The following is a 19680-nucleotide window of genomic DNA, read 5'->3' on the forward strand; positions in this document are numbered from 1 at the left end:
AATTTTATGGGTTAGCTTAACAGAGCGAGCCCTACTGACTCATCTCAGGGAAATCAAAACATGGAACAACGCTACGATTATATTATCGTCGGCGCGGGTTCGGCCGGCTGTGTGTTAGCGGATAGGCTAACGGAAAGCGGTGAACATAGCGTTTTATTATTGGAAGCGGGTGGTACGGATAAGAGTATTTTTATCCAAATGCCGACTGCGCTTTCTTACCCGATGAATACTGAAAAGTACGCTTGGCAATTTGAGACCCAACAAGAACCGGGCCTTGATGGACGTGAACTGCATTGTCCACGCGGCAAGGTGTTGGGTGGCAGCTCATCGATCAACGGCATGGTTTATGTTCGTGGCCACGCTTGTGACTTTGACCAGTGGGAAGAAGAGGGTGCAGCTGGTTGGAATTACCAAGCTTGCTTGCCTTATTTCCGCCGTGCTGAATCATGGAATAAAGGTGGTGACGAATATCGTGGCGACAATGGCCCTGTCGGCACTTGTAACGGTAACGATATGGAGCTCAACCCGCTTTACCAAGCATTCATTGATGCAGGTAAAGACGCAGGTTACCCAGAAACACAAGATTACAACGGCTACCAGCAAGAAGGCTTCGGCACCATGCATATGACGGTAGACAAGGGTGTTAGAGCCTCAACCTCTAACGCTTATCTACGTCGTGCATTGAAGCGTTCAAACCTTACCTTGAAAAAAGGCATCGTGGCGCGTCGTTTCTTACTTGAAGCACAAGACTCAGAAGGTCAATCAGGCTTGAAAGCGGTTGGTGTCGAGTTTGAAAAGTCAGGCAATACCCAAGTTGCCGTGGCGAACAAAGAAGTGATCTCTTCTGCGGGATCTATTGGCTCGGTTCAACTGCTGCAACTTTCTGGTATCGGCCCGAAAGCGGTGCTTGAAAAGGCGGGTGTTGAGCTGAAACACGAACTGAGCGGCGTCGGTGAAAACCTACAAGATCACTTAGAAGTGTACTTCCAATATCACTGTAACGAACCTATCACGCTCAACAGCAAGTTGGGCTTAGTCAGCAAAGGCATGATTGGCGCGGAATGGATTCTGACTCGCAAAGGTTTGGGTGCTACTAACCACTTTGAATCGTGTGCGTTTATTCGCTCTCGCAAAGGATTGAAGTGGCCAAACATTCAATACCACTTCCTGCCAGCAGCGATGCGTTACGACGGGCAAGCGGCCTTTGATGGTCACGGTTTCCAAGTTCATGTTGGGCCTAATAAGCCAGAAAGTCGTGGTACGGTAGCGATCACTTCTGCTGACCCACATGCCAAGCCAGAGATCATTTTCAACTACATCTCGACCGAACAAGATCGCCAAGATTGGCGCGATTGTATTCGTCTGACGCGTGAGATTTTGTCGCAACCTGCGATGGATGTTTACCGTGGTGAAGAGATTCAGCCGGGTCTAAGCATTACCTCCGATGAAGCAATTGACGAATGGGTTAAGCAGAACGTTGAAAGTGCATATCACCCTTCTTGTGGCTGCAAAATGGGTTCAGATAACGACCCAATGGCGGTACTTGATGAAGAGTGTCGTGTTCGCGGTATTGATAATCTGCGCGTGGTCGACTCGTCTGTTTTCCCTGTTATTCCAAACGGTAACTTGAACGCACCGACCATTATGGTTGCTGAGCGTGCCTCGGACCTGATTTTGGGCAAGCCCGTTCTAAAAGAGCAAAACGTTCCTGTATGGATAGCACCGGAGTGGGAAGAAACACAAAGAATCAATAAGCCAGTACGAGAAGCATAAGCCTCTGTTATTGGACAAAAAATAGAAAAAGCAGCAAAGAATAAAAACAACAAGTAACAAGCAAAAAATAACAAAACTAATTAGTCAAAAGTCAGAAGAATTGCTCTCTATCGGTGTTGATATCGAGCAGCAAAAGGAAAGATAAAAAGGAACCATTATGACGACTCTAAATATTCAGAACGTGACGACAAAAACGTTAACAGCACTAGCCATCAGCTCATTTGCATTTGGTGCTAACGCTTCTGTTGAACCACAACAATGTGAAAACGTACGCTTCGCTGATGTTGGTTGGACAGACATTACCGCAACAACGGCTGTCACTTCAGAGCTACTGAAAGGCCTAGGCTACAAAACCAAAACTGACCTACTTTCAGTACCGGTTACTTACTCTTCAATGGCGAACGGCGATATTGACGTATTCCTAGGTAACTGGATGCCAACTATGGAAGGCGACATCGCTAAGTACCGCGAAGCGGGAACGGTTGAGACAGTGCGTGCCAACCTTGAAGGCGCAAAATACACGCTAGCTGTACCAAAATATGTGTACGACTCTGGCGTAAAAAGCTTCGCCGACCTAGCAAAACATGCCGACAAATTTAAAGACCGCATCTACGGCATCGAGCCGGGTAACGATGGCAACCGCTTAATCCAATCAATGATTGATTCCGACGCGTTTGGCTTGAAAGATTTCAGCCTAGTGGAATCAAGTGAAGCGGGCATGGTATCGCAAGTATCTCGTGCTGCTCGTCGTAGCCAGTGGATCGTTTATCTAGGTTGGGCACCGCACCCAATGAACAGCAATGTTGAGATGGAATATCTATCAGGTGGTGACGACTTCTTCGGCCCTAACTACGGCGGCGCAAATGTTTACACCAATGTTCGTTCAAACTACGTGTCTGAGTGTGCAAACGTCGGTCAACTTCTGCAAAACCTAGAGTTCACTCTAGAGATGGAAAACCAGTTGATGGAAGAGATTCTTAACCAAAAAGTGAAGCCAGAGAAAGCGGCTCAACAATGGTTGAACAATAACCCTCAACAAGTTGAAACTTGGTTAGACAACGTAAAAACGCATAAAGGTGAATCAGCGACTCAAGCGGTTACTGAATACCTAAAACAAGTTAAAGCTTAGTTTTACCTACCTATCGATCTATTTATCAAAGCTCTATAAATAAAAAAGGTGGGCTGACCAATTGTCTATTGGTTTGAAGTAGCCCACCCATAATAAAAGGCAATATTGTGAATTTTATTACGGAAAACAAAATCCCTGTTGGTCAATGGATGGAAGCGGGTGTTGATTGGCTAACAATCAATGCAGCAGGATTCTTTGACGCTATTTCGATTTTTCTAGAAACCGTCATTATGTTTTTAGTCGATGTATTTAAGTGGATGCCACCGGCTTTACCAATCGTGATGACTGCGGCGATTGCATGGTATTTACACCGTAAACCCTCGCTTGTGATTTTCGTGGTTGCAGCTTTGCTGACTATTTTAAACCTTGGCTACTGGCAAGAAATGCTGGAAACCTTTGTCCTCGTGTTTGCAGCGACAACGATTTCCGTATTAATTGGCGTTCCAGTTGGCATTATGGCCGCGCATCGCCCTTGGTTGTATACGGTGCTTAGACCCATTCTTGATTTAATGCAGACGGTTCCGACGTTTGTGTATCTGATTCCGACTTTGGTTTTATTCGGCTTGGGCATCGTTCCTGGCTTAATCTCGACCATTATCTTCGCCATTGCCGCGCCAATTCGTTTGACCTATTTAGGCGTCACCAAAGTGCCTGAAGAGTTGATTGAAGCGGGTAAAGCGTTTGGTGCAAGCCGCATGAAATTGCTGATGAATGTGGAATTACCGGCTGCCTTACCAAGCATTATGGCGGGTGTAACTCAATGTATTATGTTGTCGCTTTCGATGGTGGTTATCGCCGCACTTGTCGGTGCTGACGGGCTTGGTAAACCTGTTGTTCGCGCATTGAACACAGTGAACATCTCACAAGGTTTTGAAGCCGGGTTGGCGATTGTATTAGTCGCTATCATTCTTGATCGCTTATGCAAAACACCAAACCAGAAGGAAGCTTAATCATGTCTAACTCTCAGGAAAAAAGACAATGGACGCGATTACCATTAAGAATCTCGATGTTGTGTTTGGTGATAAGCCGAAGCAAGCGCTTGAGCTGCTCGATCAAGGTAAAACTCGCCAAGAGATCATTGATGAGACTGGCCAAGTGGTTGGCGTAGATAATGTGTCGCTGACCGTTGAGGAAGGCGAGATTTGTGTGCTGATGGGTTTGTCTGGTTCTGGTAAATCATCTTTGCTACGCGCAGTTAACGGCTTGAATGAGATCAGTCGTGGCTCATTGGCGATCAAAGATGGAGACAAGCTGGTTGATTTAGGTGAACAGTGCGACGAAGCGACTCTGCGTCACCTTCGTACTCACCGCGTTTCTATGGTGTTCCAAAAATTTGCCCTAATGCCTTGGTTAAACGTGTTAGATAACGTGGCGTTTGGTCTAGAAATGCAAGGCGTAGCCAAAGATGTTCGTCGTGCTAAAGCGCGTGAACAGCTTGAAATGGTGGGTTTGGCAGAGTGGGAAACCAAGTATCCGCATGAGCTTTCTGGCGGTATGCAGCAACGTGTTGGTCTAGCGCGTGCCTTTGCGATGGATACCGATATTCTCCTCATGGATGAACCGTTTTCAGCGCTTGATCCGTTGATTCGTGCGCAGTTACAAGATGAGTTAATTCTATTGCAAAACAAGCTTAACAAAACGATTCTGTTCGTGAGTCATGATTTAGACGAAGCGCTGAAGATTGGTAATAACATTGCGATCATGGAGTCAGGTAAATTGATTCAACATGGCAAACCTGAAGAGATTGTACTCACACCAAAAACGGAATATGTGAAAGATTTTGTCGCACACACTAACCCGTTGAACGTACTGAAAGGTCGTTCGTTGATGCAGCCTTTGGATTCTTTGAAACAAGAAGATGAAAGTTGGAAGATCTGTGACTCTAAAGACTTATGGATTGAGCAGAGTGAAGGTACTTTATCTGTAAAAGGTGAATCAACTTTAGCGCTTGTTGAGTGGAACGAATCTGACGATTTAACGGCAATCAGTGCGTCGAGCGTTGTAGTGGCAAGCCCAGAGATTGGCATGCGCGATGCGATTAAACTGAAACAGCTAAGTAATCACCCGATTTTGCTGGTGGAAGACAATAAACTGGTCGGTATTTTGGATAACAGTGAATTTTATAACGCGCTTACTGGTAACTTTCAGATGAATGCCGCTGCGTAAAATTTCGTTTTTCAGCTTAGCTATTGGAGCTGGTTTTTTATTGGGTAGAGAGGGTTAAACCTCTCTACCTCTATGATTATTAAAATATATTATTCTTTGAGTTTGTATTCTCTGACTCATTATTTTTGCCTTCATTGAAGCTTTGATTCCCCCTTCATTAAGCAAAAGTGCCGTACCACGCAAGTTTAGTGGTATAGAAAAGATTGAGAATAGTATTAACATCAGTACAATGCGGAAAAATCAATGAAGTAAATTATCAATTTACAGTGTAATTCGAGCGATCCTAAGCTGTTCAGTTTGGAAAATCTCATCGCCACGACACTGTAAAGTCACTCACAGTATATTAGTACAAAGGTCTGCATCTTGGATAAACATGACGAAATCTTGGTCGCTATTCGCCAAATTATTCGCGCTATCGATTTACACTCGAAAAAGCTGAGTAAAGAGTATGGTTTGACGGGCCCTCAATTGATTTTAATGCGCGCAATCCAAGAGATGGGTAATGTGACGATCAAAGAATTGTCTAATCAAACTAATGTGAGTCAAGCGACGACAACGACGATCATCGATCGCTTGGAATTGAACGGCTATGTACAACGTGTTCGCAGCTCGTCAGATCGCCGAAAAGTACACGCAAATCTGACTGAAAAAGGTCAAGAGCTACTTAACAATGCGCCACCACCGCTACAAGATAACTTCGTTAAAAAATTCCAAAATTTAGAAGCATGGGAGCAAAGCCTACTGCTTTCTTCGATGCAACGTGTGTCTGCAATGATGAACGCCGAAGACATCGACGCAGCCCCAGTTCTACAGCTTGAAGGCATTGCAAACGTAGTCAAGAGCTAACGTAGTTTTAAATTGTCTAGCTAAGAAAAAGTTTAAAGAGTTATAAAATGGTCGCATCAAGCGGCCATTTTTTGATCTTGGCCTCCCAATTTTTCTGACTTTACTAATAAAAATCATCTTTTAGTTTTAGCCTATAGATATAAGCTAAGGTTTTCGAAAGACTAAGTATTAAGCGAAGGTATCTATATAGGCTATGGCATCAAGTTTATGCTGACATATGATGATCTTCTCGTTGTGTCTAATCTCCCCACTTCTAATCTCCCCCACCTCTAAGCGACAAAACTTTTTTCAAGATAAGCGCATGCCATAAAACGAAAATAACAACCTTAAATGGCTCGTTTGGTGCCTTAAAATGGCCAAACTAGGGTGTTTTAAGTTGCTGTTTTTGTTGGTTTTTAATTTGATGTTTTCTTAAGATCACAATGGTAGTCTTAGCTTGATTTCTTTAGGGGGCTAAATGGACACCAATAACAGTACTTATCATCAGCACAGTTTTGCTCAGCAAGATCTATCAGAGCTTACATTTACGGCCTGTACGTTTATCCGTTGTGATTTCAGACGTTCGAACTTACGTGATGCAACGTTTATTAACTGTAAGTTTATTGAACAAGGCGATATTGAGGGATGCCACTTTGATATTGCCGATTTACGAGACGCAAGTTTCCAGAATTGCCAGTTGGCGATGGCGAACTTTAGTAATGCGAATTGCTATGGGATTGAGCTGCGTGAATGCGACTTAAAAGGAGCGAATTTTACTCGTGCTAACTTTGCCAATCAAGTAAGTAATAGGATGTACTTTTGCTCTGCGTATATTACGGGCTGTAACCTGTCATACGCCAACTTGGAGCAGGCCTGCTTGGAAAAGTGTGAGTTGTTTGAAAACCGCTGGATAGGGACTTACCTTGGCGGTGCGTCACTGAAAGAGTCTGATCTCAGCCGAGGCGTGTTCTCCGAAGATGTATGGGGGCAATTCAGTATGCAAGGGGCTAACTTGTGTCATGCGGAATTAGAAGGGTTAGACCCTCGCAAAGTGGATACGACAGGGATTAAGATTGTTGCTTGGCAACAAGAGCAGTTGCTTGAAACCATGGGTATTGTTGTGATGCCTGATTGATTTTCCAATTCTGCATATCACGCTGTAAAACTCGGTTGTCGTATCACTCGGTGTAATCAACCACAGCAGTTAGAAGAAAAGCTCAAAGCTAATAACTTTGGGCTTTCCGTATTTGGAGTCCGTAACCTGCAATTTATCAAAGCGACTCCTCAAACTGAGAGCGAAGTAATCTTGTGAGTCTTTCGGTTTGATATACTCAGTGTTCATTCGATTAAGATGATGGAGATGATATGTCGAAAACCGCGAAGATCATTAATGAAGATAAATTGCTCAAGAAAGCTCTGGAAGTCGGTTCTAAAATGGCAAAGTTACAAGGCTTTGATTTGCCACACTCATCTCAACCTATAAAAGTTAAGGCTGTGTACTTGTTTCTTGTTGGAGTTAATCAGATCACGCCTTTACCTGAAAGTAAGCTTGATGGCGCGAATATTAAGAAGCGTTTAGCATTATGGATACACAAGGCTCTGCCTGATAATGATCCCCTGAAGTAATTCGCGATTAACTCAAGTGATTCGAATTTGTTTCTTTTGATTTATAGCCAATTTATGTTTACTTGAAAAACCTAGCTATCTCACGCTAGGTTTTTTTGTTTTAGGTATCTGCGTTTCAATATTAGAGCCTAAGCCATCTCTTTTTAGAGCGTCACTGTTTACCTTATTCAGTATTGGAGTCGTCGATATTTTTGCTGATTCCTATCCTTCCTACTCAGGCACTTGAACGCTGTATTTTATGAATTGCACTAACGATTTCCTTTCGTCTATTCCCTTCAAGATACTCAATTTTATACCGACCCAATAAATACATTAGAACTCAAAGTATTATTTAATACATACAATACTTGTTTAAGTGTGATCTGTGTCGCTAAAATTTGTTTTTTAGCACTAATGTGTTGATCTTTGTGTGTGGGAAATGCTCATAATTAAAAGGAATTTAATTAGAGTTCAAAGGAAATGTCTCGGTATGATTACATCAGCGCCTTGGATATTGTATCCAGAGGTTGTAGAAAAGATGATTGAAAAATGGAATTTTCGTGAGCCAGAAGTTTCGGATGGCAACAACATTTATCAATTAATTTCAGAGTGCCCTCCATTAGATACTAACTCTTCATATTGCAATTTCTTGCAGTCTACTCACTTTAGTAAAACTTGTATTTTAGTGGAGCATGAAGGTGACCTTGCTGGCTTTATTTCTAGTTACCAAAAACCCAGTGAGCCCAATGTTCTCTTTATTTGGCAAGTGGCGGTGGCGCCTAAGTTTAGAGGCAATGCTTTAGCCTACAAGATGCTGAACACCTTACTTAAACGAGAGGGCCTAAAGAGCATTGAAGCGATAGAAACGACTATCACTGAATCAAACCAAGCGTCTTGGGCATTGTTCAAAAAGCTGGACGAAAAAAACGGTAACACCGGGAAAGTGACTACTTTCTTAGATGAAAATCTTCACTTTAACGGGCAGCACGATACCGAATACCTCTATCGAATCCTCCTTAAATAATCAAACACTTATAGGAATTAAATAACGGCATTATCATGGATATTTTTAAAAAGCAGGAATCTAACGTACGTTCATACTCGAATAGTTTTCCAGTTACTTTTAGTAAATCAAAAGGTTGCTGGCTTGAAACGAAACAAGGTGATCGTTACATCGATTTTCTTGCTGGAGCAGGATCTCTCAATTACGGTCACAACAATCCAATACTTAAGCAAGCCTTGCTTGATTACATTGAAATGGATGGGATTACGCACGGTTTAGATATGCATTCAGAAGCCAAAGCTGAATTTTTAGAAGCGCTTACTCGCTTAATTCTAGAACCAAGAGATCTCAATTATAAAGTTCAATTTACAGGCCCAACAGGAACTAATGCCGTTGAAGCCGCGATTAAATTGGCTAAAAAAGTGAAAGGCCGAAGTAGCATTGTAGCGTTTACCAATGGTTTTCATGGTTGTACTGCAGGTGCACTGGCTGCTACGGGTAACCAACATCATAGACAAGGTGCGGGCTCAAACCTTAACAACGTTACGCGTTTGCCATTTGAGGGTTACGCTGGCATTGATGGATTAAAATTGTTCGAAACGATGTTAGCTGATAATTCTGCCGGTATGGATAAGCCAGCAGCCGTCTTATTGGAAACGGTTCAAGGTGAAGGTGGATTGAATGTCGCTTCAAATGAGTGGTTACAGCGTTTGAGTAAAATTTGTAAAGCTCACGATATCTTAGTCATTGTCGATGATATCCAAGCGGGTTGTGGTCGAACGGGTACGTTCTTTAGCTTTGAACCTTCAGGTATCAAGCCAGATATAGTCACTCTGTCTAAGTCGATAAGTGGTTATGGCTTACCGATGGCCGTCGTTTTATTAAAGCCTGAATTAGACAAATGGCAGCCGGGAGAACACAACGGCACCTTCCGTGGTAATAACCATGCGTTCGTTACCGCTACGAAAGCGTTAGAAATGTATTGGTCAAATGATGATTTTGAAAATCATATTCAACGTAGCTCAAGCATGGTTGATGATGTCATTCAACGCAATATCAAGCGTTTCCCAGAGCTATTCGTTCAACGCAAGGGACGTGGAATGATGATTGGCATTGAATGTAAAGATGGAAACACGGCTGACGAAATTGCCAAAACGTGTTTTGAAAACGGTATGGTCATTGAAACAGCTGGCCCTAACGATGAAATAGTGAAGTTCTTTTGCCCACTGACGATATCTGAATCGGAACTGATGCAAGGTTTAACCATCTTCGAAGATTCAGTAGAAATTGTAGCAACTAAGTATTTCAAGAAAGTATCGTAATAGGGACAGTAAAATGATTGTTAGAACACTTGATGAATGTCGTAATAGCGAAAGACGTATTGTTTCGGATAATTGGGAAAGTACTCGCATGTTGTTGAAAGATGACAACATGGGTTTTTCATTTCATATCACGACAATTTATGAAGCGACGGAAACACATATTCATTACCAAAACCATTTAGAATCAGTATATTGCATGAGTGGTGAAGGCGAAATTGAAGTGGTTGGTGGTGAGACTTATCCCATCAAACCTGGGACGCTTTATATCCTTGATAAGCACGATGAACACTATTTACGTGCGTATAAAAACAAAGAAATGGTTATGGCGTGTGTATTCAATCCGCCAATTACTGGCGCTGAAGTTCACGATGAAAACGGCGTTTATCCTCTGGTTGATTAACCGACTTTTTCTGGGGTGAAATCTCACCCCAATTTCCATTTATCTAGTCTTTATTGCTTCTCTATAACTAAGGTCTTTTATGACATTTACCGTAGAAAAAATCGGCGGTACATCCATGACAGCATTTGATGCTGTGCTCGACAATATTATTCTCCGCCCGAAAAATCCGTACAATCGAATTTTTGTTGTGTCAGCTTATAGCGGGATGACAGATGCACTTTTGGAGTGCAAAAAAACAGGCAAGCCAGGTGTTTATCAATTGATCGCAATGCGTGATGATTCTTGGGAAGAAGCGTTATCTTACATTGAAAGCCGTATGTTGTTGATCAACGAGCATATTTTTGCAGATCCTATGAATCGTGCGCGTGCTGATAAGTTCATCCGGTCGCGTATTTCAGAAGCGAAGAACTGTATTACAAATATCCTTGAAACGTGTCAATACGGTCAGTTTTCATTGAGGCATTACTTGCCTCAGATCCGCGAGTTTCTCTCTTCAATTGGCGAGTCACATAGTGCGTACAATACGGCTCTTAAATTGAAAAATATTGGTATTAATTCAACCTTTGTTGACCTTTCTGGTTGGGATAACAAGACTCCTCAGAGTTTGGACGATACCATCAGAGACGCTTTTTCAGACATAAATGTGGCTGAAGAGCTACCTATAGTGACGGGTTATGCCTATTGTAAAGAAGGTTTGATGCATACTTATGATCGTGGTTACAGTGAGATGACGTTTAGCCGTATCGCGACTAGGACCAAGGCATCACTGGCTATTATTCATAAGGAGTATCACTTTAGTTCGGCCGATCCAAAAGTCGTTGGGGTTAGCTCAGTTAAACCAATTGGAGCGACTAATTATGATGTTGCCGATCAGTTAGCAAACCTTGGTATGGAAGCTATTCATTCTAATGCCGCAGCAGGGTTGCGCGAGAGTGGAATCGAACTACAAATAAAGAACACTTTTGAGCCAGAGCATGAAGGTACACTGATTTCTTCAGATTACCGCCCAGACACCAATCAGATAGAGATTATTGCCGGAAAGCAGAAAGTATATGCATTGCATGTATTTGATCAGGGGATGGTCGGTAAGGCTGATAACGTCAGTTATGAACTAATGGAAATTATCGCGGATGCGAGAGTTAACCTTATCGGAAAAGAGATGAATGCTAACTCTATTACGTATTATCTAGGCGGCAGTTCAGAAAGTTTAAATAAGGTGTTTTATAAGGCAGAGAAGCGATATCCGAAAGCATCTATTTCGGGACGTATGGTCGCTATCATTTCGGCGATTGGCTCTCAAATTGACACCAATAAAACGCTAGCGAATGGCGTATTGGCTTTGATGAGCAATAGTGTTACGCCCATTGCGTTACATTCGTCGATGAGAAACGTGAATGTACAATTTGTTGTGAGCGACGATAAGTATCAAGAGGCCATTTGTGCATTACATGAAGAGTTTTTTGAACAAAAGCAAAAGGTCACATCATCAGTGAATGCTGCTTAAATATAGAGCGGTTAGCCCATCCCATCGACTAACTGAACGTTTGATCTGTAGGGTTGAGGCTGCAAAAAATTCTGTGTAAAGGCCATTTTTATGATGGCCTTTTTCGTACCTGCTCGATGACATATTGTGATTTCAGTCCTTATTTTGTAAAACAAGGTTATGAACTTTAAGGTGCGGCATTTAATGTCGGTGTTGTTGTTATTTCACGCGAATAATTCAGGAGCAAGGTATGAGTACTCATCAAATAAAAAATGTGGTATTTGACGTCGGCAATGTGATTGTACGTTGGTCACCGCTAGAAATTACTCGCCTGACTTTCGGGGAACTTGATGATCTGGAAACCCAAGCGCGTTCAATTTTCCAAAGTACGATTTGGTTGGATTTGAACAAAGGGTTCTTAACCGAAAATGAAGCCAAACTTCGCTACCAACAAGAGTTAGATTTATCTTCATTAGAGTGCGATCGCCTGTTCTACTACGTAAAGCAAACGCAGATCTTACTGTACGGTTCTATTGACCTCATCAAGCAAGTAAAACGAGCAGGCTATGCCGTGTATGCGTTAACCGATAACGTGGTTGAGATTGTTGAGTACCTAAAAGCCACCTACGAGTTTTGGCCACTGTTTGATGGTGCAACGGTATCGGCAGAGTTGGGCATGCTCAAACCTCAAGCTGAAATTTATCATGCTCTACTGTCCCAGCATGGTCTTGATGCTTCAGATACGGTGTTCATTGATGATATGCCCTCTAACGTTGAAGGGGCAAAGGCTGTAGGTATGGCCGGTATCCAGTTTAGTGATGCTGTGCAATGCGAGAACGCACTACGTGCTTTTGGCGTCGAATTGACGTGATCATGTAGCGAAGTGCTCAAATTATCTATATTTAGTCAGGTTTCTCTATGCGGATAGTCTAGGTAGAAAAGCTAAGTAGAAAATATTGATAAAAGAGAAAATGAATCGGTTAAAAAGAGGTGATGTTTCATGTGAACATCGCCTCTTTTTGTATTCGTTGTTCTAAGTAGCTTTATTCTACTGATACGTTTTATTCTTCTATTTAGCTTTATTGTTCAGTATTCAGGTGTCGAATCAACTTCGCTGGTGTACCACCGTATAAGCAGTCTGGCGGTACATCGCTGTTGACCACAGAGTTCGCAGCAATCACTGAACGAGCCCCAATTGTCACGCCTTGGTTGATGACTGAGTTTCCGCCAACCCACACATCATCTTCGATTGTTATTGGTAAACAGAAGGTTTCCCATTTACGGCGGCTACGATAATCAAGGGAGTGTGATGGCGTATAGAATTGCGCACTTGGTCCAATTAAAACATTGTTACCGATCTTGATGTTCGCACCATCTAGCATTACTACGTTCATATTAATGAAGGTATCGTCGCCAATCTCGATGGTTTTGCCAAACTCACAATGAAAAGGGGGCTGGATTAAGCTGCTGCTACCAACCTTACCAAATAGCTGCTCTTGCAATGTGTGTTGCTGGTCTGGATCTTGGTAGTTGTTGAAAGCCATTAGCGACTTTCTAGCATTGGCACGCATGGTATCAATTTCTTGATCTGCACCATCATACACTTGTCCAGATAGCATTTTTTCTAGTTCAGTTTTATCGTTTTTATTACTCATGCTTGCCCGCTTTCCGAGAGTCTCGGTATAAATGACGAATACTGCAAGATTAGCGATTTTCAGGCATAAAAAAAGAGAAAAGCCTCAGCCTTTCTCTTCCTGTTTTTGTAGTTAGCAATCAAGATTGCTTAAATTAGATTTGCTCAACGAAACCCATTAGGTGCTGTTTCACTTCGTCTGAAGCGAAAGCGCTGTCGACTGAGTACTTGTAGATTTCAGCGTAATCTTCTTGTGTTAGGTCGAATGTTTCACACACACGCTTCACTTCGTTGGTCATGGTTGTGTTCGACACAGTGCGGTTGTCTGTGTTGATCGTTACAACGATGCCATCTTTTTTGAATTCAGCAATTGGGTGATCGCTGAATTGGTGAATACATTTAGTTTGAACGTTACTTGTTGGGCAAGTTTCAAGCGCAACTTGCTTCTCTTTAACGATGTTGTATGCGTCTTCGTTACCTTGGATGTGAACACCGTGGCCGATGCGTTCAGCGTCAAGCATTGTCACTGCATCGTAAACGTTTTGACCATGCCATTGCTCGCCAGCATGCACGGTAATGCGGTAGCCTTTTTCAAGAGCGTATTGCGTGTATTCAGGGAATTCAGCACAGAAGCCTGGCTTTTCACCGCCTGCGATATCAAACGCCACAACACCTTTACCTAGGTAGGGTTGGCCTGCGTCGATTACGTCTTTGATAGAATCTTTAGGGAACATACGAAGTACAGACATGATGTAGTTGCCTTTGATGTCGTATTTCTCTTCAGCGCGCTTCATGCCTTTTACTGCACTTGCAATGATCGTATCAAGAGACAGACCTTTATTTACGTGCAGGATTGGTGCGAAGCGAACTTCTAGGTACTTAACGTTTTCTAGTGCAGCGTCTTCGTAAAGCTCGAAAGAGATACGTTCAATCGCTTCTTCAGTCTGCATTACTTGCAGTGGCAGGCTGAAACAAGCCAGATACTCATCTAGGTTTTTGCAATCTTCTGGCACCGTTAGAGATTGAACAACCGCGTCGCGATCTTCAGGTAGTTCGATATTGTACTGTTTTGCTAGGTCAATAATCGTATCTGGGCGAACACTTCCGTCTAGGTGGCAGTGTAAATCAATCTTTGGTAGTGCTAGAAAATCCATGAGTATTCCTTAATTCTATTATTCTTTGAGTGTTTTAACTCACATGCGCTAAATTTACCAAGACAATGATATGATTTAAAGTGACAATTAATCATCATTAACCTGAATTTAGGGAATATCATGGTAGATGTTAAAAGCTTACTTAAATGCGATATGAATTTGCTGCTTTGCTTGCACGTTCTGATTGAAGAACGAAGTGTGAGCAAAGCGGCTGATCGACTCTTTTTGAGCCAGTCTGCGGTAAGTAAACAGCTCACTAAGCTCAGAGCTTTGTTTGATGATCCGCTGTTTGAGCGTGAATCAAAGGGTCTATTCCCAACACCCAAAGCACTAGCGTTAGCACCTAAGATCCACCAAATTCTACTGCAGATCGAAAAGCTGACTGTTCCCGAAGTCTTCGACCCCAAAGACAGTGAGCGTACCTTTACTATAGACCTTGTCGAAACGGCGTACACGGCGATTTACCCGCATTTTATGCCGACAGCACTTGCAGATGCGCCTCATATCACCATCAACAGTTCAACGTGGAGCAGCGACAGCTTCAAGCGCTTACTGAAACGTGAGGTGGATTTTGGTATCGGTATCTTTGAGCTAGATGAGCGCGCTTCTACCCATGTCCAGTGTATCCCTGACGAGTTGGATTACGTGGAACTGTGCTTGGATTACTCGGTGTGTTTGATGCGAAATGACCACCCGGCCTTGCTGGAAGAGTGGAACCTCGACACTTTCTTGAAGTATCGACACATACAGTTGGTGACGGGTGGAGCGGGTGACTGGTTATTGATGGAAGTGCTTAACTCAAAGCAGCTTGAAATCAACAAAGCCGCTAATGTTTCAGACATCACCAGTGCCATTAAGCTGTGTAAGCAGAGTGATTTACTTATGTGTTACCCATACAACTCGGTACGCGATTACATTGATAGCGGAGAGTTGGTGATGAAGCCTGTCCCGGTTGATTTGGTGCCGGGAGGCTTGTTCCTGTTGTGGCATAAATACTTCGATTCAGAACCTAGCCACAAATGGTTGCGCGACCTGATCATCGAGCAGACTCGATAGTTGAGATATATAATTTATTCAAGATATTGAAAAATAAGACAAACGTAGTTGTTTGATAAATAATCCAGTTTTATTTCGTCTTTTGGAATTAAGCTTCGTCTTATTCTGGGTGCTATTTTTATTTGGAAGATGAGAGATGACAATTCCACGGTTGCCACAACAAATTATTGAAGACGCGTGTGAGTGGGCGATCATGCACGGTGTTGCGTTTCGCCAGTCAGATAATACCGCTAGGCATTGCCCTTTCAGCATTGCTCCTATGACTATGGAGCGTGAGGTGTATGAACACTTGTTGAAGGTAACACCGCTTATCACCAAGTTAATCAGCAATGTTTCCGAAGATCATGATTTCTTGCAGTCATCACTGAGTGATATGGCCAAAGCTGATCCGTTTTTTGGCCGTTTGATGGAGTTGCATCAACAAGCGCATGGCAGTGCGGATGAACGCTTGAATCCTGCTCGCCAACCGTTGTTATTAATGCGTACTGACTTCATGGACGATCGCCAACATGGCGCGAAAGTGATCGAGTTTAATGGCATTGCTGCAGGTATGGCTCCGTTTGGGCAAAAGGCCACAGAGTTCCATGATTACATGCAAAATCAATGGCCTGAGACTTATCAGAGCTGGCTTGAAGATAAGTCTGCAACTCCTGCTGAAAACCAAGGCTTAACGCAGTTGGCTTATGGTATTGCGACTTCAGCAAGAAAAGTGCGAGCTGACTTTAATGATTCAGATAAGCCAACATTCTTGATGGTAGTACAAAAGAATGAAGACAATGTTTACGACCAACACCTACTCGAAATTGAACTGCAAAAGCAGGGTGTACGTACGGTTCGTCGCACTTTTGAACAACTGAGCTGTCAGCTTTCATCGGGTGATAACCAACGTTTGTTATTGCAAGATGTCGGCGCTGTCGATGTGGTCTACCTAAGAGCTGGCTATCAGTATTCAGACTACTGGGCACCAGAACTCAACGAATCGGTTTGTTGTCATACACTAAGCCAAACGCGCGTGTTTATGGAGCAACACCATGTCGCAATGAACGCGACCATCAGCCAACAATTAGCGACCAGTAAAACCATGCAAATGCTGCTGACCATGATGCCAGCATCAGAATACGCACGTTGGGGTTTAACGCTAGAAGAAGCCGAATTGGTGAAGAGTGTTTTAGCAGACATGAAGCCAATCACCAGTGAGTCGATTGATTGGTTTAACACACAAACTGATAAGCAAGAGTGGGTGCTGAAAAACCAAGGTGAGGGCGGTGGTCACTGTGTCTTTGGTGACGACATTAGCGAACAACTGAGCCAACTTAAGCCAGAAGAGTACGACGCATGGGCATTGATGCAGCGCTTGTATCCACACGAACGTGACGTACCAACCATTGCGGTGCGTGACACTCAACAAACGCTAGTGACAGATTTAGTCAGCGAAGTCGGCCTATTTACCGCTTACTACCAAGGTAAGCCAGTGACCGAACTGGAAGGTTACGCGGGTTACTTAATCCGCAGCAAACCCGCCAGCGAAAACGAAGGTGGAATCCACAGCGGCAAAGGCATTCTAGATTCGTTAGTGTTGATTGATTAGTTACAAATGGTTAATCCACAACTGATCGAGTTCGCACCAACCGAAACCATTCACTTGCGCGCCGTGTATCTTTTCTGAAACCTCTAAGTTGAACGCCTCTTGCTTGAGCTCAACCACAACCCCAGAGTCATTCAACCAATGCTTGAGTTCCAACAGTTTATTCATCGCTAACTTAACGTTGGGCTGGTTTCTTATTGAGGCTAAGCCTTGTTCGATTTTCTCTAGCATCTCAGCAGGCAGCGCTAAGTCCTTAAACGGGAAGCGACTGAAGAAGCTTAACCACGAAGTGAAGGTGTCATTCTCATCAATAATGCTGCACAGCGCGACGTCTTTGGTAGTTAGGTAGTGACCATATTCCACGCTGGTTTTGTGGGCGCCAGACACTGACAACTGCTCGAAAAGGGTTTGGCATTCAGAGGTGTCTTCAACGGTGAACTCACGATCTGTTTTGAACAACGCTGGGTTTTGAATCTTAAAGAAGGTTGAGCCAAAATCCTGTTGAGGTGTATGGTCATCGCCACTCACGCTGGTGGTTTTTTCGGGCAGTTTCACGCACACCTGATTTTGAGCGCAGGCTTTGCTCTGTGCCCATTCTGGATAGACCCACAACTCGACTCGATTGAGAATCGGCGTGCTGTGTGAATACGCGCTATTACGGCTTAATCTCAACATCTTGCTTGAGAAGATGTCTAATGAGAACGCGCCAGATCCAATCAGCCTATCAGTCGGTGATGAGGGATCAAATACGGAGGCTTCAACTCTGGAAAGTAAGCGCGGTAAATGCCAATCAGGTTGATTCAATTTCACGACAACCACATTACCTGCCGAGGCAGAGACCTCATCAATATGCTGATAACAGCGACGCCATATTTTGCTTTGGCAGAGTGAATTAAGGTTGCGCGCTATGTCTTGAGGTTCGAGTGTTCTTCCGTTATGAAACTGAACACCATTACGAATCTGAAAGTGCCACTGTGTCGCATCTAGATTAGGCTGCCAATGATAAGCTAAATCGCCGCTGAGTTTGCCGTGCTGAACGGTGGTAAGGCGTTGGCAAACTTGCATCACTAGGAAGCGTTCGGTGCGTCTAAGTACTCGTTGAGGGTGAAGAGCCTCGAGCTCTCGGTGAAACGGGATATACGCGATATTCTGCGCCGACGGATTGGTGCTGCTTAGAAAGGCTTGTAACTCAGCGCCAGCATTGCGGCCGTTGAAGCTTAAGGTGCCAAACACCTGTTCTATGTTGCCTGCGTCAGCTTGGGTTTGTGCATATTGGTAACACGCCTCTATGGGCTCAACCAGACACGTCAGCTGTGCTTTCTTACTTCGGCCTGAGCTGGCTTGCCACTCAATCCAACCTTGTGCTGTCATCGCTTTTATTAAGGTCTGAACATGACGTTCACTCACATGCAGCAGTGTAGCCAGTTGGTTGACCTGACAATACGATACTCCAGGCCCAAAAGCCTGAAATATCTTTTCATACAGTTCAAGCTTGCGCTTAAGGTTGCCCAATTTTCTTTTCCTAACGACGAGGTTGAGTTAAATGTGGATAGCCAGAGTCAATCAGTGCTTTTTCCATCGTATCGAGAACTCGAGAGGTTATCTCTGAGCTTAGGATATCCGACTCAGTTTTATCTTGAAGCACCAATCCTGAAAAATGGTCGATTTCAAATTCGAACCCATTCCCCGTCACTCGGCAGTTGATGGTCGACTTTTGCCCTTGATGTTCAATCTCAATAAAGGCTGGATTCCACCATTTTTCGTGAATGGTGATCTTAGTATCAGGCCCACTCAAGTGTGCTGATCGGGGAAGGTTTTGCACTGTTGATGCCGATATCTTACCGTTCATATCACCAGAGAAGGTAAAGCACGCATCGGTATCAACATTTGCCCCCTCATACAGACACGACATCTTTACCTGGGGTTTTGAAGGGGTCACACCCAGTGTTCGACATAAATCGTAGAAGAACCAAAGCCCATAGACCCCAACATCGAGCGTTGCTCCGCCTGACAAATCCGGATTGAAGATAAACAAATCGGGCTCATAGTCGTGATGGTTACCAAAGCTAGCTTCGATTGAATCTATTTGAATGTTGTTGTCGACCAAGAACGATTGGATCTCACGATACGCGGGAAACACCACGGTTTTCATTGCTTCTAGCAACATCACACCATTTTGATTTGCGAGAGCTTTCATCTCCAGCCAATCATCAAGATTGGTGAAAGCGGGCTTCTCGACCAATACGTGCTTATTGTTCTTTAGAAACAGTTCGGCGAGTGGCTGGTGGTATGGGTGAACCGTAGCGATGTAAACCGCTTCAACACTTGGGTCATTCGCCATCTCTTCATAAGAGCCATAAGCCTTGTCGCAACCAAACTTGTTGGCGAACGTGGCTGCGCGGGAGTGATCTCTGGCGGCAACGGCATACAGTTCACCATGCAGACAGTGTTCTGTGACAGCGGTTGCGAATCGATTGGCGATATTGCCTAGCCCTGCGATGCCCCATTTAATTTTGCGTTGCGTGTCGCTCATCAGTTGCTCCAAA

General features: G+C 43.6%; 18 protein-coding genes. 14 read left to right on the top strand and 4 right to left on the bottom strand.

The genetic code is table 11. The features are described 5' to 3' along the window. Positions 1-60 precede the first annotated feature (60 nt). From betA to AB6C75_RS01600, 12 genes are all read left to right on the top strand, one after another. Entirely contained in the window at positions 61-1773 is a 1713-nt protein-coding gene (gene betA, locus AB6C75_RS01545; RefSeq protein WP_017102256.1) for a choline dehydrogenase, read from the top strand. Between the two features lie 157 nt (positions 1774-1930). Beyond that, positions 1931-2902, top strand: coding sequence for a choline ABC transporter substrate-binding protein (locus AB6C75_RS01550; protein WP_372101790.1), 972 nt, complete (start codon positions 1931-1933; stop codon positions 2900-2902). A gap of 107 nt (positions 2903-3009) precedes the next feature. Beyond that, positions 3010-3852 (top strand): choline ABC transporter permease subunit, encoded by an 843-nt coding sequence (gene choW, locus AB6C75_RS01555; RefSeq protein WP_372106552.1) that lies wholly within the window; start codon positions 3010-3012, stop codon positions 3850-3852. A gap of 28 nt (positions 3853-3880) precedes the next feature. Further along, the gene (gene choV / locus AB6C75_RS01560; RefSeq protein WP_372106554.1) at positions 3881-5068 is read left to right on the top strand and encodes a choline ABC transporter ATP-binding protein; all 1188 of its coding nucleotides are present in this window, start codon (positions 3881-3883) and stop codon (positions 5066-5068) included. Between the two features lie 363 nt (positions 5069-5431). After that, the gene (locus AB6C75_RS01565; protein ID WP_009845974.1) at positions 5432-5914 is read left to right on the top strand and encodes a MarR family winged helix-turn-helix transcriptional regulator; all 483 of its coding nucleotides are present in this window, start codon (positions 5432-5434) and stop codon (positions 5912-5914) included. A 457-nt stretch (positions 5915-6371) separates the two neighbouring features. Continuing rightward, positions 6372-7028 (top strand): Qnr family pentapeptide repeat protein, encoded by a 657-nt coding sequence (locus AB6C75_RS01570; protein WP_012600074.1) that lies wholly within the window; start codon positions 6372-6374, stop codon positions 7026-7028. Between the two features lie 230 nt (positions 7029-7258). Beyond that, complete coding sequence (locus tag AB6C75_RS01575) at positions 7259-7519, top strand: DUF5062 family protein (protein WP_009845972.1); 261 nt, start codon at positions 7259-7261, stop codon at positions 7517-7519. A gap of 469 nt (positions 7520-7988) precedes the next feature. Further along, entirely contained in the window at positions 7989-8522 is a 534-nt protein-coding gene (gene ectA / locus AB6C75_RS01580; protein ID WP_009845971.1) for a diaminobutyrate acetyltransferase, read from the top strand. 35 nt (positions 8523-8557) lie between these two features. Further along, on the top strand, positions 8558-9823 hold the full coding sequence (ectB, locus tag AB6C75_RS01585) for a diaminobutyrate--2-oxoglutarate transaminase (RefSeq protein ID WP_009845970.1): 1266 nt from the start codon (positions 8558-8560) through the stop codon (positions 9821-9823). A 13-nt stretch (positions 9824-9836) separates the two neighbouring features. Beyond that, positions 9837-10223 (top strand): ectoine synthase, encoded by a 387-nt coding sequence (locus AB6C75_RS01590; protein WP_009845969.1) that lies wholly within the window; start codon positions 9837-9839, stop codon positions 10221-10223. A 79-nt stretch (positions 10224-10302) separates the two neighbouring features. Then, entirely contained in the window at positions 10303-11727 is a 1425-nt protein-coding gene (locus AB6C75_RS01595) for an aspartate kinase (protein WP_372106557.1), read from the top strand. 229 nt (positions 11728-11956) lie between these two features. Then, complete coding sequence (locus AB6C75_RS01600; RefSeq protein WP_372064842.1) at positions 11957-12577, top strand: HAD family hydrolase; 621 nt, start codon at positions 11957-11959, stop codon at positions 12575-12577. Positions 12578-12785: 208 nt separating this feature from the next. On the opposite strand, the gene AB6C75_RS01605 is transcribed toward AB6C75_RS01600, so the two are convergent. Both AB6C75_RS01605 and add read right to left on the bottom strand, forming a co-directional pair. After that, positions 12786-13361 (bottom strand): sugar O-acetyltransferase, encoded by a 576-nt coding sequence (locus AB6C75_RS01605; RefSeq protein WP_372106559.1) that lies wholly within the window; start codon positions 13359-13361, stop codon positions 12786-12788. A 133-nt stretch (positions 13362-13494) separates the two neighbouring features. Then, complete coding sequence (gene add, locus AB6C75_RS01610) at positions 13495-14493, bottom strand: adenosine deaminase (protein WP_269335235.1); 999 nt, start codon at positions 14491-14493, stop codon at positions 13495-13497. 120 nt (positions 14494-14613) lie between these two features. Here add and AB6C75_RS01615 point away from each other — a divergent pair, with 120 nt between their 5' ends. Together AB6C75_RS01615 and AB6C75_RS01620 are read left to right on the top strand one after the other, a co-directional pair. Then, positions 14614-15549 carry a LysR substrate-binding domain-containing protein gene (locus AB6C75_RS01615; RefSeq protein WP_102556068.1) on the top strand — a complete coding sequence of 312 codons (936 nt, stop codon included), beginning with the start codon at positions 14614-14616 and terminating at the stop codon, positions 15547-15549. 136 nt (positions 15550-15685) lie between these two features. Beyond that, positions 15686-17137, top strand: a complete 1452-nt coding sequence (locus AB6C75_RS01620) for a glutathione synthase (RefSeq protein ID WP_372106561.1) — start codon at positions 15686-15688, stop codon at positions 17135-17137. Here the strand turns inward: AB6C75_RS01620 and AB6C75_RS01625 are convergent, their stop codons facing one another. Beyond that, positions 17138-18646 carry an SgrR family transcriptional regulator gene (locus AB6C75_RS01625; protein ID WP_372106563.1) on the bottom strand — a complete coding sequence of 503 codons (1509 nt, stop codon included), beginning with the start codon at positions 18644-18646 and terminating at the stop codon, positions 17138-17140. It lies immediately after the preceding gene. Between the two features lie 10 nt (positions 18647-18656). Next, a complete protein-coding gene (locus AB6C75_RS01630) occupies positions 18657-19667 on the bottom strand; it encodes a Gfo/Idh/MocA family protein (RefSeq protein WP_372106564.1) in 1011 nt (336 codons plus the stop codon). Positions 19668-19680: the final 13 nt, after the last annotated feature.

The organism is Vibrio sp. 10N.237.312.B06 (assembly GCF_041464685.1).
Classification (GTDB): Bacteria; Pseudomonadota; Gammaproteobacteria; order Enterobacterales; family Vibrionaceae; genus Vibrio; species Vibrio tasmaniensis_A.